General features: G+C 62.9%; 17 protein-coding genes. All 17 read right to left on the bottom strand.

From position 1 onward, the window contains the following. Nucleotides 1-3: 3 nt before the first annotated feature. Entirely contained in the window at nucleotides 4-924 is a 921-nt protein-coding gene (locus QUG03_RS17650) for a DNA cytosine methyltransferase (protein WP_500820558.1), read from the bottom strand. A 151-nt stretch (nucleotides 925-1,075) separates the two neighbouring features. After that, complete coding sequence (locus tag QUG03_RS17645; protein WP_500820557.1) at nucleotides 1,076-1,405, bottom strand: hypothetical protein; 330 nt, start codon at nucleotides 1,403-1,405, stop codon at nucleotides 1,076-1,078. Continuing rightward, nucleotides 1,402-3,903, bottom strand: coding sequence for a DNA methyltransferase (locus tag QUG03_RS17640; RefSeq protein WP_500820556.1), 2,502 nt, complete (start codon nucleotides 3,901-3,903; stop codon nucleotides 1,402-1,404). Before QUG03_RS17640 ends, QUG03_RS17645 begins: the two co-directional genes overlap by 4 nt. A 49-nt stretch (nucleotides 3,904-3,952) precedes the next feature. Continuing rightward, nucleotides 3,953-4,588 (bottom strand): hypothetical protein, encoded by a 636-nt coding sequence (locus tag QUG03_RS17635; RefSeq protein ID WP_500820555.1) that lies wholly within the window; start codon nucleotides 4,586-4,588, stop codon nucleotides 3,953-3,955. Beyond that, the gene (locus QUG03_RS17630; protein ID WP_500820554.1) at nucleotides 4,585-4,908 is read right to left on the bottom strand and encodes a helix-turn-helix domain-containing protein; all 324 of its coding nucleotides are present in this window, start codon (nucleotides 4,906-4,908) and stop codon (nucleotides 4,585-4,587) included. The genes QUG03_RS17635 and QUG03_RS17630 overlap by 4 nt, the downstream gene beginning before the upstream one ends. A 187-nt stretch (nucleotides 4,909-5,095) precedes the next feature. Next, the gene (locus tag QUG03_RS17625) at nucleotides 5,096-5,866 is read right to left on the bottom strand and encodes a hypothetical protein (RefSeq protein WP_500820553.1); all 771 of its coding nucleotides are present in this window, start codon (nucleotides 5,864-5,866) and stop codon (nucleotides 5,096-5,098) included. Next, on the bottom strand, nucleotides 5,866-6,330 hold the full coding sequence (locus tag QUG03_RS17620) for a hypothetical protein (protein WP_500820552.1): 465 nt from the start codon (nucleotides 6,328-6,330) through the stop codon (nucleotides 5,866-5,868). The genes QUG03_RS17625 and QUG03_RS17620 overlap by 1 nt, the downstream gene beginning before the upstream one ends. Before the next feature lie 150 nt (nucleotides 6,331-6,480). Then, on the bottom strand, nucleotides 6,481-7,677 hold the full coding sequence (gene rdgC, locus QUG03_RS17615) for a recombination-associated protein RdgC (protein WP_500820551.1): 1,197 nt from the start codon (nucleotides 7,675-7,677) through the stop codon (nucleotides 6,481-6,483). 10 nt (nucleotides 7,678-7,687) lie between these two features. After that, nucleotides 7,688-7,900: a hypothetical protein gene (locus QUG03_RS17610; protein ID WP_500820550.1), complete on the bottom strand. Its 213-nt coding sequence runs from the start codon at nucleotides 7,898-7,900 to the stop codon at nucleotides 7,688-7,690. A gap of 2 nt (nucleotides 7,901-7,902) precedes the next feature. Continuing rightward, nucleotides 7,903-8,937 carry a recombinase RecT gene (locus QUG03_RS17605; RefSeq protein ID WP_500820549.1) on the bottom strand — a complete coding sequence of 345 codons (1,035 nt, stop codon included), beginning with the start codon at nucleotides 8,935-8,937 and terminating at the stop codon, nucleotides 7,903-7,905. Further along, the gene (locus tag QUG03_RS17600) at nucleotides 8,934-9,875 is read right to left on the bottom strand and encodes a YqaJ viral recombinase family nuclease (RefSeq protein WP_500820548.1); all 942 of its coding nucleotides are present in this window, start codon (nucleotides 9,873-9,875) and stop codon (nucleotides 8,934-8,936) included. The genes QUG03_RS17605 and QUG03_RS17600 overlap by 4 nt, the downstream gene beginning before the upstream one ends. A 39-nt stretch (nucleotides 9,876-9,914) precedes the next feature. After that, nucleotides 9,915-10,106, bottom strand: coding sequence for a hypothetical protein (locus QUG03_RS17595; protein WP_019103069.1), 192 nt, complete (start codon nucleotides 10,104-10,106; stop codon nucleotides 9,915-9,917). Then, nucleotides 10,103-10,897 (bottom strand): hypothetical protein, encoded by a 795-nt coding sequence (locus tag QUG03_RS17590; RefSeq protein ID WP_500820547.1) that lies wholly within the window; start codon nucleotides 10,895-10,897, stop codon nucleotides 10,103-10,105. The genes QUG03_RS17595 and QUG03_RS17590 overlap by 4 nt, the downstream gene beginning before the upstream one ends. Continuing rightward, nucleotides 10,897-11,310: a hypothetical protein gene (locus tag QUG03_RS17585; protein ID WP_500820546.1), complete on the bottom strand. Its 414-nt coding sequence runs from the start codon at nucleotides 11,308-11,310 to the stop codon at nucleotides 10,897-10,899. Before QUG03_RS17585 ends, QUG03_RS17590 begins: the two co-directional genes overlap by 1 nt. Before the next feature lie 79 nt (nucleotides 11,311-11,389). Further along, nucleotides 11,390-11,617, bottom strand: coding sequence for a hypothetical protein (locus QUG03_RS17580; protein ID WP_500820545.1), 228 nt, complete (start codon nucleotides 11,615-11,617; stop codon nucleotides 11,390-11,392). 125 nt (nucleotides 11,618-11,742) lie between these two features. Continuing rightward, nucleotides 11,743-11,907: a hypothetical protein gene (locus QUG03_RS17575; protein ID WP_500820544.1), complete on the bottom strand. Its 165-nt coding sequence runs from the start codon at nucleotides 11,905-11,907 to the stop codon at nucleotides 11,743-11,745. A gap of 178 nt (nucleotides 11,908-12,085) precedes the next feature. Then, nucleotides 12,086-12,469 (bottom strand): hypothetical protein, encoded by a 384-nt coding sequence (locus tag QUG03_RS17570; protein ID WP_500820543.1) that lies wholly within the window; start codon nucleotides 12,467-12,469, stop codon nucleotides 12,086-12,088. Between the last annotated feature and the right edge of the window lie 28 nt (nucleotides 12,470-12,497).

The following is a 12,497-nucleotide window of genomic DNA, read 5'->3' as shown; positions in this document are numbered from 1 at the left end:
TGATCATGCGGCTGCGTTAATCGCCAGCAGGATGTCGCGCATGACCGGAGGGCAAACTGCATTCCCCAGCATGTGCACCGCAAGGCGGTGTTGCTGGGGGATGATGTACTCAGCGGGGAAGCCCATCGCGGCGCGGCATTCCTGGGCGGTTAGCATCCGCATCCGGTCTCCATCGATTACTGACCAGCGGTCACGTGTGGTGATTGTGCCGATGGGCCGAGACAGGCAGCGGCCTGTTTCTCCGGAGCCGGTGCCGTAATACGGGGCCAGAAAGCGATCGCCAAAGCGAGCCCGGCCGGCCGCAATCCGTTTCAAGGTTGCCGGACTACGGCCTGGGCGCTCGATCTGGCTCCAATTGCCTGCTGAGAAGTCAATGAAGCTGTTGGCGCCCGTGTGCTTGTGCTCGGGCAGTCGCAGCTCGATTGGGTGCTTGCTGCGAGTCATGACCAAGTACAGGCGCTCACGATTCTGAGGTACGCCGTGATCGGCAGCGTCCAGAACGTAGGGCTGTATGGCGTAGCCCAGAGCGTGCAAAGCCTGGCGCCATGCCGGGTACAACTGCCAGCGCGTGAAGGCTGGCACGTTCTCGACCACGATCACGTCCTGCAGGTGGTATTCAGCCATCGCAACCACGGACCACGCCGTGGCTCGGCTGCTGTCATGTTGAGGATTGCCGTTTGCCTTGCCGCGCGCTGGGCTGTGCCCCTGGCAGCATGGGCTAGCCAGAAAGGTGTCGTGAGCCGGGATAGTGGATGGGTCAACCTGGTGCATATCCTGGCAGGCGTGGATGGCGCCAGGATGGTTGCGAGCATGCAGCTCTACCGCCTGAGGCCAGTGATTGCCAGTCCAGACCACTTCGGCGCCTGCCATCCTTGCCCCTTCACTGGAGCCGCCCATCCCTGCAAATCCGTCGGCGACCTTCATGTGGACTCCCAATAGAAAAGGGCCGCCGCGGCGACCCATCGAAGAACAGGCCGGCCATCTGCGCGATAGCCGGTGTGGACCCAGCGGCCGGCCATCAAAACTCAGTCGTCGCAAACAGGTCCGGGACTTCCTCGCCGTTGTCCACGATCTGCTACAGGCGCTGGCGGAAGGAGATGGTCGGCCCGCTGAGGCATTCCCCGGTGGCGTACTTGAGCTTGTCCAGAGCCTTGCTGCTCAGCTCTTCCGCGTCCTCCCAGTCTTCCGCATCCTCGGAAAAGGTCCGATAGAACGTGATGGCTTCTTCCCGGCTGCGGGCTACAACCCAGTCGCAGTCGTTCATCGCGTAGATCTTGATGCCGTTGATGCTGTTGCTCATGGCCTGCTCCTCGCTGGCGCTAAAAAGCCCACTTGCGTGGGCTTCGTTGACTACCGCGATGGCGGAGCCGGTGTCGGGGGTGTCGTGCAGGTGTTGCGGGTTCATGCTGCCTCCTGATGGTTTTCAAAATCGAAGAGCGACGGCATGCTGAATTCCGCCTCAGCGGCCTTGCAGTAGTGGGCACCGTCGAGGAAGTAGGCGGGGTTCAGCTCACTGGCCTGGCCGAGACGGCCCTTCAAGACTGCGCGGTATGGAACGGTCATCAGCCCGCCAAATGGGTCGTACACCAGTTCATCCGGGCTGCTGTAGCGCTCGATCAACCGGTCGACGATGTCGAACTGCAGCGGGCAAACGTGCTGCTCCACGTTGCGCTTTGCCTGGTCCCCGTTCAGCGTGCGCATGCGATTCACGTCATGCCACACGTCTGGGCTATGGCTTCCTGGGGCCAGCGACATGAAGGTTGACGGCAGCGCGCCGCGGGCTTCCAGCTCCTCGCCAACGCGAACGTGGTGTTCGTAGTCGTAGACGCCGGCCAGGCTGTAGTCGGTGAACAGCTTGGCGAGCTTGGCCGGGCCGTAGCCGGCCATCTCGTCAGCCGACAGCAGGCGGTTGCCGCTGGAGCGCCAGAACGCATGTGCGTCGACCTGCCAGCGCGCCCGGGTATAGTTGGCCTTGTCCTTGGCCACCGGCTCGTCAGCGTAGCCGCGGCTCCGGTCGGTCTGCGGCTTGCGGAACAGCAGGACGTATTCCGGCGAGCCAACGCCCATCTTGGTGCCGTCCTTGCACTGTTCGGACCAGCCCAAGCGGTAGGTCTGGTTGTTCTCGCGAACCACGTCGGTCACGATGGTGATCATGCCCATGTAGTCGAAGCCATGCCGGCGTGCGTGGAAAATCGCCTCCGCGTGAAACGGGCTTACCGTCGGCGCGCCGGCGCCGGTGACGTTGCCGAACAGGATTCGGTCTTTGACGTGGCAGCAGTACAGCCGGCCAGGCTTCAAGATCCGCAGCAGCTCCGGCGTCAGATAGTCCATCTGCTGCCAGAAGTGCCCGTTGTCCTCGGTGTGGCCGAAGTCGTTATAGCTGGGGCTGTATTCGTAGTGATTGGCGAACGGTATCGAGGTGACGATCAGATCGACATTGTTGGAAGGCTGGCGGCGCGCTTCATCCACGCAGTCGTTATTGGCCACCACGAAGCGTTCGCCGCTCACCTCTATGCGCTGCACGCCGATGGCGCGCGCGAGCGTCTCCTGCATGGCCAGCTGATTCAAGCCGTACTTGCGGATGATCTCGGTCATTTTCTGCACCATTTCTTCATGCTGAACCCACTTCTGCTGCAGGGTGCGCAGTACTTCGCGCTCCGCCTCGCTGTAGATAATGTCGATGCGTACCGGGTGCCGCTGCTGAAAGCGCTGAACACGGTGGATCGCCTGGATGAAGTCGTTGAACTTGAAGCCGATGCCGACGAACACCTCTCGGTGGCAATGGCGTTGAAAGTTGCAGCCACTGCCGGCGATGATCGGCTTGGTGGACAACAGGCGGTAACGGCCGGCGCCAAAGTCGACGATGCGCTGTTCGCGTTCGCCCAGCTCCTGACTGCCCCACACACTGACGGCCTCGGGTAGTGCGGCCTGTATCGCGTGGCGCTCGGACTCAAGGTCGTGCCAAAGCACGAAGTGGTCAGCGCTATCCGCGTTGACGATCTCGCAGGCCTTGGCCACGCGCGCCGGCAGGCTGTCGCGTTTCTCGGCGGAGGCCGGGGACAGGCCAAGCGCAGGATCAGGGAACAGTAGGTTCTGGCCGATCTTGTCGGCGCCGGCGGCGCTGTAGTCGCTCGGCACCTCGTGATAGCGCACGTCCAGCGGCGGCAGTTCATAGCCTTCGTCGCTGTAGCCCAGGTCGCTGGGTTTCTGGATGAACACAGCCCAGCTGGACACCCACAGCCAGAACTCCTCTTCCTTGTGCGGGTACAGCGTCAGGTTGCCGGCCTTCTCGCTGTCGCGTTGGAAAAAGCGGGTCAGCGCCTGGCCGGTGTCCATCACCCCGAGGAAGCCGGCGTAGTGGATCAGCTCCTTGTATCGGTTCGGGCTCGGTGTGGCGGTGTTCACCAGCTTGTATTGCACGCCGTCGAACAGCGGCAGGAACTCCTGATAGGTCTTGCTCCCGAATGAACGCAGTACAGCGGCTTCATCCAGGCTGGAAGCAGCGAACCGGCGAGGGTCAAGCTTGCCTTCGCGGACAGTCTCGTAGTTCGTCAGGTAGAACTCACAGCCGGCGCGCATCTCACTGGCAGACTGGATGAACTGGAACTCGACACCAAGCGAAGGCGTGGTGAGCAGGAACTCTTGCCGGACGCCAAGCGGAGCTACCACCAGGGCAGGGCCGCCGGCGCGCTTCTGGATCTGCTTGCACCACTCGGTCTGCATGAAGGTCTTGCCGAGTCCGAAGCTGGCGAAGATTGCGCGGTTGCCACCGGCAACGGCCCAGCGAACGATATCGCTCTGGTGGGGCATCAATGTCGGGTGAATCTCAGCCGGTTCGATGGCGAAACCAGCGAAGCGCGCCATTCGGATCTTGGCGCGCAGGAATTCAAGGTAGTCGGTCATGATCGTAGGGCGGCAAAGCGCCCAGGCAATTAGCCTGGGCATGTGGGAATTAGGCGGCCTTTTGCTCTACCGCCGGCGAAATGCACTCGGCCAGCGCCGCGCGCTCCGCCGGGTTGAGTTCCAGCGCCAGGCGCAAGCCGCGGTTCAGGTTCCGGGCCTGGGCCAATTGGCTCTGCAGCGCCTGCATGTGAGCCGTCTCGTGGACGAGCTCCGCCAGCGACAGTTCAAGCCAATCGAAAAGCGGGACGCCGGCCGAAGGGGAGAAGCCCAAGGCCGCGGCGTTGCATTCCAGCTGCGCCAGCCGGTCTACCTGTTCCTGGCAAAGTTGCAGCGCCTCTTCTGCTAGGCCGGCCTGCTTGTCCCGCTCTTGCTCGGCGATGGCCAGCCGCTGATTCAAGTCGTCCACCTCGCGCGCCAGCTGCTGTTCTCGGCCGCGCACTGCCGTCAACTGCTCGGCTGCGGCGTCAGTCTCTGGCGCCGGCGCTGCCGTGGGGTAAATATGGTCGGTCGGCCGGTAGTGGGTTTCATTGCCGACCTTGACCGGGCTGACGGTCCCGGCGGCGGTCAGCTCGCGTACCTGGCGGCGGGCCTCGCTGCGTTCGATGCCCATGGCGTCGGCCAGCGCCTGCATGGAGATCGGCGCAGAGATGGCTTTCATCACGTCGATGACGGATAGCTTGCTCATGCTGCCTGCTCCTGCAGCTCTTGATTGGCCGCTTCCGCGCGGGTCTTTGCCGCCTTGCGCAGGCTCTTGAACAGGTCGGGGTGCTCGGCCTTCAGCAGCGCGATGACTTCCAGATCGTGCCGCGTCACCGCGGCGAGGTCGACCTGCTCGATGTGGACCAGGCGCACCAGCTCGCGCACCGGCTTGGGCATGTTGCGGCCGCTCTCGTAGCGGCTGCCGCCGGATTGGGTGACGCCGACACGGCTCCAGAACTCTTGCTGGTTCAGACCGAGCTTGCGGCGGATCTCGCGAGGCTGCTCGATGATGGCGAAAGACGACATGGCGACTCCTATTTCTGTTGGCTGGGGGGCTGTTGGTTGATGGGCGCGCCGGGGTTCATCCGGCGCCAGGCTTGCACGTCCGCTTCATCCATTTGGGTCTGCTCCAATGACAAGGCCCGCGCTTGGCGGGCCAGTTTGTTCAGTGCCGCGCGAATCCACATCCGGCGGCGGTGGGCTGCAATCGACATCAGGCCGCGGCCCTCAAGGGTTCGGGCAGGTAGTCGCCGCGGTTGAAGCGCTCAATCACCGGCAGCAGCTGCCGGCGCAGACTCCGCAGAGCCTGGAGGGTTTCGGGAATAGGCGTGGTGCTGTCGTGCAGCATCGCGTGCGCGGCCATGCCGAGAGTGATCACCTGTTCGCGCGCCTCGCGGTTGCCCAGGTCGTGCTGCTGCATCGCTGCGGTCATGCTGGCGCCGTTGATCACCTTGACCACGGCGTCACGCGCCCAGGCCGGAGCGTCGTACCACTCCGGCGCGACGTCGTGCTCGAACTGTTCTCGGCTTTGCTGTTGCATGACTTCCATCAACTTGGCCGGCACGAAGGGCAAGGCGTTGATCAGCGCCAGCACCATGCCGCGGAGGATGCGGTATTGATTGGGACGCATCACCGGTTGCATGCCGTCGTTGCTGAGGTCGAACAGCGCGCAGCGGGCGCCGCGCGCCAGCTTGTCGAGATCCGGACGGCTGAGGTTTTGGGCAGTGTAGTACGCGATCCGGTACCAGCTGCTCAGGCAGCGGTATGCGAAGCTGTCCCAGCGGTGCTGCAACTGGTCCAGCGCGGCAAGCATGCCGATGCTGTGGGTCTCGATCTGCTCCCGGGTCATCATCAGCCCAGACTGCTGGCCCGGCGTCATGGTGTTGACCTGGGCGACTACGCGCGCGACCGTGTTCGTCGTGCAGTTGTCCGTCAGCCGGGCCGCGCGCTCGGCTGCTTTGCGCGGGTTGTATTTGCCGGCCATCACGCAGCATCCCGGAGCAGGTCGATCACGTTATTGCGACTGGTGGCCGGCAGCTTGGCGAGGGCCAGAGCCTGGGTCAACTCGTCACATTCCCGGTCGCGCGCTTCCAGATGCTGGTCGCGCAGCTCGACATCCTGTTCAAGGATGCCGATGCGCTTCTGCAACTCGGAAACCTCGGCGGCCAGGCGCTCGCTGTTCGCCCGCTCCATTTCGAAGTCAGCCGCAACTGCAGCCACCTGGGCTTGGGCGAGTGCCAGCTCGCGCTGGATCTGGGCGTGGGCGGCGAAGTGCCGCGCGGCGTTCTCGCTTGCTTTCGCGATGCCGCGCGTCAGCTTTTCGTTGTCGTATTTCAGGCGCTCGACTGTGGTTTTCAGCCGTTCGAGGTAGCCGATCTCGCTCACTGCTTTGCTTATGGCTTGGCCGACGGGTGTGTCGAATTTAATTATGAAAGGAACGGAGGCCATGGTTTTACTTTCCCGCCGCTTCCGCGACGAACTGGAATATGAGGAGGAGGGACACGACGCCGGCACCACCGGCGACGGCGCCCGCGCCAAAAACTACCCCGTCCCGGAACAGCATCAGGACGGGGCGCAGGGAGTTGCGCAAGCGGCGGGTCACGCGGCGGCCCTTTCGGTTGCAATCAGGACATCACGGTTGCCTTTGGCGTCCATCGGGCTGACCGCACCGGTGGATTCCAGATGCTCCAGCAGCCGCGCGGCCCGGTTGTACCCGATCTGCAGGTTGCGTTGCAGGTGGCTGATGCTGGCCTTGCCGGTCATTGTGACGATGCGCAGGGCCTCACTGGCCAGCGCGTCACTGCCGTCACCGGTCACGGGCTCTTGCTCGATCTGCCGCGGGTTCTTCTCATCTTCGTCAGGCACCTTGATGCCGCCGAAGCATTCGCCGGTGCGATAGACCAACTCGCGGACGTCGCCGGTCATGATGGTCATGCTGGCGTCGCGATGATCCTCGACGGTTTCGGCGCCCTGTTCGGCAATGCGCAATTGCACCGCCTCGCCCCAGGCCAGCTTGCTGAACTGGAAACTCGCGCTGATGACGAAGGAAATGCGGCTGTCCCAGGTCAGGCCCAGTTTGTTCACGACGCGGCCAGGGCAGAGCAGGTTGATGATGTCCGGCTCCACCATGTCGAGGTGGGCGATGCGGATCGCGCCGGCGTCGTCGCCGGTCTTGATGATCTCGCCCTGGTCGTCGATGGTGAAGCTGTCGAAAGGCGCTTCGCCCTCTTTGACCCATTGCGTCATCTCGTCCGCCGCGTTCTGTGCGACGTCCAGGCCCAGGAAGCTGATGCCGTTGCCGGAGTTTAAGAACAGGTTTTTGGTCAGAGCCCCGGTCAGTTCGTCCAGCTTGCTGGCGCTGGCGGAGTCCACCACCAGCAGCCGCTGGCGGAGGTCGAAGTACCCGCGCAACAGCGCCTGCTTGGGCAGGGCCGCCGGCAGGACGGACTCAATGACTTGATCCCGCAACTCGCGGCGCCACTTCTTCCCGACCTTGCACTGCTCCTTCTCTTCGACCTCGGCCACCTTGGCGGCGACCAGCTGTTCCAGCGCCTGCTTGGGAATCTGCTTCTCGTCAGTGCGCAAGGCGAAGAACACGCACTGGTTGGCCGCATAGGTCAGCTCGTCATCAGGCTGCAACGTGAGCGGATTCACAAAGCCGGTGCTGGTGAGTTGCAGCGAGCTGGGCGGCGCGAACTTCAGGAAGCCCAGGCTCTCCTCGATGTCCAGGCGGACGATGGAGCGGCCGCCCAGGACGTGGAAGAGCGAGAGGTTTTTGTAAAAGGCCAATGACATGGCTTGTCTCCTAAGCGCCGGCGATGCGCGTCAGCTGGTGCCGTTGGAGAATGCTGATCAGCATTTCCTGGCCGTGCTGCTGGTAGCGCTGCGCCAGGTCGCTGATGAACTGTTCGTCCCACGGCCGGCCGGCGGCGTTGGTCACCGCGCTGGCCAGCAGCTGGCGGAACTGGTCGGCGGTGTAGAGTTGGTGAATGGGGCAGCTGAGAGAAGGGAGCGCCATGGTCAGGCTCCCAGCTCGGCGCGCCGCGCCGCATAGAGCCGGCTTACTTCGTCCAGCTGTACGCCATCTGCAAGGCTGCTTGCGTCAGCCGCCATCACGTCGAGGGTGTCGAGATCATTGCAGCTGGCCAGCTTGTTCTTGAACCCATCGAGATCAAAGCCGCTGGTGCTACTGGTGGCCGGCGCCGCCTGGGCGCGCAATTCATCGACCCGTTGCTGGTAGCGCTGCGCGGCGACGGCGTAGTCCTGCTCGCCCAACTGGCCGGCCAGTTCCTTCGCGGCCTGCATTTGCGCCCGGCCGCCGGCGGTACTGATGGCAAGCAGCACGTCATCCAGGCTCGGAGAGGGCAAGGCTGCCGGCGCAGGCTTCGCCGCAAGCCGTTGCTTGAGCTGAGCCGTTCGCGTAGCCGGCGCGGCAGCGGCCGGCGCACTATCGGCGCGAGGCGTGATGTCGCGCTCTGCTTGGCGCTCTGCCAACTCATCGGTGGTGTAGACGCCCAGAATTGCACCAGGCGTCGTTGCCCGCGCCCAGTTCTTGACCTGCAAATAACCCATCTGCTGCTTCGGGTTCGTCTTCCAGAGAGGGGAATTCTTAACGGTGACTTCGCTGCTCTTCAGCCACTCATTCCAGACTAGATCTGTTTCGCCGGCGGGAATAGCGGCCACCCGACATTCCAGGTGATTGCCCTCGCCACGGTATTCGTAGTGAAACCGCCCCTTGATTGCGCCGGTGGCCTGCAGGACCGCATTGATCAGTTGCGCCTCGTAGCCCAGCGCGCCATTCACAATGTGGGTCTTCTGCCCTACCGCGAAGGGGTTCATCTTCCACTGCATCGCCTGCATAACCACCGCCATGCAATCGCCTGGGTTGTTCTGCAGGTGCTCAGGGATGGTTGACCGACCGCTGGCCATGATCTCGGCAACCCGCATCATGCGGTCGATGCTGCCATCGTCCAGCACCAGCGCAGAGGTGGAAGTCTGGCGACCGTGGAATGCCGGCACTTCGGCAATGCTTTCGTGTTCAATCAGGGCGCTCATGCTGCCTGCTCCTTGGCCTTCTTGTAGCGGAAATCCATGTAGGTAACGCCGTCAACGGTGTAAGAGCCGCGGGAGATGGCCTTGCGGGTGAACTGCGACCCGTCAGAAAGCTTGCCAATCGCGGCGTTGCCCATGAGGTGAAGGAGGTGGTTCTTGGCGCCGGTGGCCACTCCCTCATAGTGCTTGGCCTGCTCTTTGGCTTCGGCCATGACCTGCTGCCAGTGCAGCGCGCCGTCGGGCAGAACGATCTCGCTGCCGTCGGTGCCGGGGTAGAGTTTGGCCAGCAAGTCGGGCGTAGAGGCGTGGTCATAGTCCATTGCCGGGGCGCTGCCGCTTTTCACCTGCTCCCAGAACTCCGCCTCTTGCTCAATCATCGCGGCTATCAACTCGTCATCCCGCCGGATTGGGTAGATGCGGAACTCAGGCCCGGACAACAGGACAGCCAAATCGATCTGCTCGGCGTCGGTCACTGCCAGGTAATGCTGGCATTGCGCCATGTAGGTGATCGGCACCTCGTCGGAGCCATCCGGCCCCCAGGCCGACTTGTCGATGAAGCGGCCGAGCGCGGTCTTGCATTCCAGCAGATGGCGTGTGCGGATCTCGCCGCGGTGCTGCGGACGCTTGTCGCCTTCCCATACCAGGCGGTCGAGATTACCCAGCATGAAATCATGCTTGGGATGGCGCAGCATGGTGTTGCAGCGCTCCACCTTCCGGCCCGTGCGGCGGCTGTACTCTTGCGCCACCACGTCTTCCAGCACATTGCCGAAATGGACTGCCTCTTTGGCGCCTATGTCGTCCGGCTCCAGCTCGTTGCGCTTCTCCAAGTACAGCTGCAGGGGAGTCATGTAGGGGTTCACGCCCAGCACCGTCCCGGCGTCGCTGCCGCCGATTCCGGTGTTGCGCAGCGCAAGCCATTCATCGCGAGATATTGCGGTCAATGCTCTGCCTCCTCGCCCAATGGGCGTAAAAAAGGCCGCCTAAGCGGCCTTGTCGGTTATCGGGTCGTTGCCGGCGAGCTCGCGGGCGATGCGGCGTTCCCAAGCGTCGTCGCGCCGGCGGCGCAGTTCGGGCGAATCAGGCGCGCTGCGGACCTTCGGCACCAGTTCGTTGGACCGAGCCTGCCGGGCGGTGATCAGGTAGTCGCGCAGTTGGGTGTTGTGGCTGATCATTTGGCGTTTCGAGCCTCTGAAATTACGGCCTTCGCCGTCTCGAAGGCCTCCCGTTCGCCACCGTAGTCAACGCAGTCGTTGCAGGGCGGCGATAGGTGGCAAGAGCAGTTAGCATCTGGAGGCTCGGCGACGCGCTCCACCATAAGCTCAAGCGCTGCGAGCAGACTGTCGCTCTGAGAGATCAGCTTGCTGACGGCCTCGTCGTTGTAGGTCAGCTTACTGGCCACCTCGTCGAGGGTGGACTCTTCCGGATTGGCGCCAATCACCTCGCGGATCGCACGCAGCTCGGACCAAGCCTGATCTCGCTGCTCAGCCGTCACTGCCAAAGCATCGTTTGCCTTTGCGAGATGGGCCTGAAGTTCATCGCGCTGCTCGCGTGCGATAATCAGCTCGGAGACCTTCTGGCCGAGGTTTGGATTGCCCGGCGCACCACCCTGTGCATAGGGTTCCAGCGTGGCAGTGTCCCAGCCGGCCAAGGCATTGACGCAGATCTTCGCCCGGTAGTAGTCCTCAAGTGACAGTCTGACGATTGGCTCGCTGTCAGGGTGTGGTGTGGCCGGCTCGCAAAGATCAATGAAAGGCGGCCACGGCTCTTTAGTGTGCGTCATCACTCCGACCGTTTTCACTAAGTCGCCGCGATGGATGGACCAGGCGGTCTTGTGGATGCGGCAAACGGGAGAATGTCCTGTCGATTGCTCCGGAACCCAGTTATCCAAGTCGCAATTGCAGTGCATCCCTTCCTTGCGTAAGGCCTGTGCGATTTCGCGCGGGGTGCTCTTTGTCAGTTCCATCACGCCGCGTCCTCAGCCCGTTGCCAGTTCGCCGGCGCGCTGCCGTCGTCCTCACGCTGCGAAGCCTCGGCCGGCGCCGACATACTGCGCGCCGCGGCACCGGCCCAAGCCCGGGCCAGCTCGTGCCGGCGCGCGATGGCGCGTTCCATGCTGCGGCTCAATGCCACGCGCAGCAGCTCGCCCAGGATGTCGGCTTCCTCCCAGTCCAGCTTGCTGATAGAGCGCGACATCGTGCCGCCACCCTCCCACGGCGCGGTGATGTCCAGCAGCAGGCCGCCGCCGGCGTGGCGGATGGTCGCAGCGGGGCGGGGCTGCATGCCTTCAAAATGCCCGTTGATGCGTTCGGCGAATGCCGCGATCAGGCCGGCGGCCTGGATCAGCGCCGGGTCGCCGGCGATGTGTTCGAGTTTCATTTGGGGATCACCATAGAGAGAAGGACAATGGCCGCGAAGAGGGCGGCCATGCGGTAGGTAAAGAGTGCTGCGGCGCGGATCATTGCCGGCCTGCCGCCGGCCGCCAGCCAGAAATCAGGAAGCCGGGGTTAAGCCGCGCGGCGGTGGCCAGGGCCGCGTCCAGGTCGCGATGGACAACGTCCTGAGTCCGGCGGATGCGGGTGCGGGGTTGCTGCAGGTCGATCACGTAGGCGCCCATGCGCGCCGCCGGCAGTTCGGTGTTGCTGGCGACCACGCGCGGCGCCAGGTCAACTTTCAGTGCATGCATACAACCTCCTCGGGAATAAAAAAGCCCAGCGCGGAGGCTGGGCAACGGGGTTGAAAACCAACATGAGGAACGGCTGCGGGGCAACCGTTCTGCGTGTTGGTGCCGGCCATCGCCGGCAACCATTCTTAGGCCTTGGTCAGCTGGCCGGCGCGCACCTTGGTCTTCTTGCCGTCGGCGTCGGTGACTTCGTAGAACGCGCCGCGCGCGCCTTCGGTGATGTCGGTGATGACGCCCGAGCCGGAGCGGGTCTTGACGGTGAATTTGACCTTGTCGTTGATTTCGAAACTCATTGCTTGCCTTTCAATAGGAGGAAAGAAGAGGGGCCACGCTGGCCCCGGAAGCCGTTCTTGTGCAGGCCGCTCTCGCCTGTGTGCCGTGGCACACCAAAGCACCCAAGCTAAGGGCAGAGGTGCTTTGGTATGCCTGCCGATGGTCGTAAAAAAACCCGCTCAGCGGGCTGTGGGTTGACTACCTTTTCTTCAGTCCAGGCGCTCCGCCTCGGACGAAAGATGCTTTCTCGATATGAAGTGGTGCTGTTCGCTTAGGCGGAGGCGAGTGCAGTCTTTCACCATGGACAAGGTTTTTGTGCTCCAGCAATTTTCCCCCAGCTACTTTTTCACCGCACAGAGGACAAAACAAAGGTTTTTGCTTTGGGTGAATCAGCAAAGATAGATCGCGCTTATTACTCTTCTTGACCAATGACGAAGACTTTTTTGTTTCCTTGAGGCTTGCAGGTCTGTCACTTGGCAAAACCGAACCAACAACATCTCTTGGCCGGCTGGCCACTGGTTCAGCAACCACTCCTGCAGGTTTAATGATCCCTGCCTTGATGTACTCATCCCGCAACGACATGATTTCCACCTCTTCAAGAGAATGACAT

This window comes from Chromobacterium sp. CCUG 30098 (assembly GCF_059916605.1).
Note: the sequence above shows the minus strand (reverse complement) of the source record. Positions and strands in the feature narration are given on the sequence as shown.

Excerpts from the sequence above, each read along its gene's own strand:
- QUG03_RS17650 (WP_500820558.1), bottom strand. The coding sequence starts at position 924 with ATGAAGGTCGCCGACGGATTTGCAGGGATGGGCGGCTCCAGTGAAGGG.
- QUG03_RS17645 (WP_500820557.1), bottom strand. The coding sequence starts at position 1,405 with ATGAACCCGCAACACCTGCACGACACCCCCGACACCGGCTCCGCCATC.
- QUG03_RS17640 (WP_500820556.1), bottom strand. The coding sequence starts at position 3,903 with ATGACCGACTACCTTGAATTCCTGCGCGCCAAGATCCGAATGGCGCGC.
- QUG03_RS17635 (WP_500820555.1), bottom strand. The coding sequence starts at position 4,588 with ATGAGCAAGCTATCCGTCATCGACGTGATGAAAGCCATCTCTGCGCCG.
- QUG03_RS17630 (WP_500820554.1), bottom strand. The coding sequence starts at position 4,908 with ATGTCGTCTTTCGCCATCATCGAGCAGCCTCGCGAGATCCGCCGCAAG.
- QUG03_RS17625 (WP_500820553.1), bottom strand. The coding sequence starts at position 5,866 with ATGGCCGGCAAATACAACCCGCGCAAAGCAGCCGAGCGCGCGGCCCGG.
- QUG03_RS17620 (WP_500820552.1), bottom strand. The coding sequence starts at position 6,330 with ATGGCCTCCGTTCCTTTCATAATTAAATTCGACACACCCGTCGGCCAA.
- rdgC (WP_500820551.1), bottom strand. The coding sequence starts at position 7,677 with ATGTCATTGGCCTTTTACAAAAACCTCTCGCTCTTCCACGTCCTGGGC.
- QUG03_RS17610 (WP_500820550.1), bottom strand. The coding sequence starts at position 7,900 with ATGGCGCTCCCTTCTCTCAGCTGCCCCATTCACCAACTCTACACCGCC.
- QUG03_RS17605 (WP_500820549.1), bottom strand. The coding sequence starts at position 8,937 with ATGAGCGCCCTGATTGAACACGAAAGCATTGCCGAAGTGCCGGCATTC.
- QUG03_RS17595 (WP_019103069.1), bottom strand. The coding sequence starts at position 10,106 with ATGATCAGCCACAACACCCAACTGCGCGACTACCTGATCACCGCCCGG.
- QUG03_RS17590 (WP_500820547.1), bottom strand. The coding sequence starts at position 10,897 with ATGGAACTGACAAAGAGCACCCCGCGCGAAATCGCACAGGCCTTACGC.
- QUG03_RS17585 (WP_500820546.1), bottom strand. The coding sequence starts at position 11,310 with ATGAAACTCGAACACATCGCCGGCGACCCGGCGCTGATCCAGGCCGCC.
- QUG03_RS17580 (WP_500820545.1), bottom strand. The coding sequence starts at position 11,617 with ATGCATGCACTGAAAGTTGACCTGGCGCCGCGCGTGGTCGCCAGCAAC.
- QUG03_RS17575 (WP_500820544.1), bottom strand. The coding sequence starts at position 11,907 with ATGAGTTTCGAAATCAACGACAAGGTCAAATTCACCGTCAAGACCCGC.
- QUG03_RS17570 (WP_500820543.1), bottom strand. The coding sequence starts at position 12,469 with ATGTCGTTGCGGGATGAGTACATCAAGGCAGGGATCATTAAACCTGCA.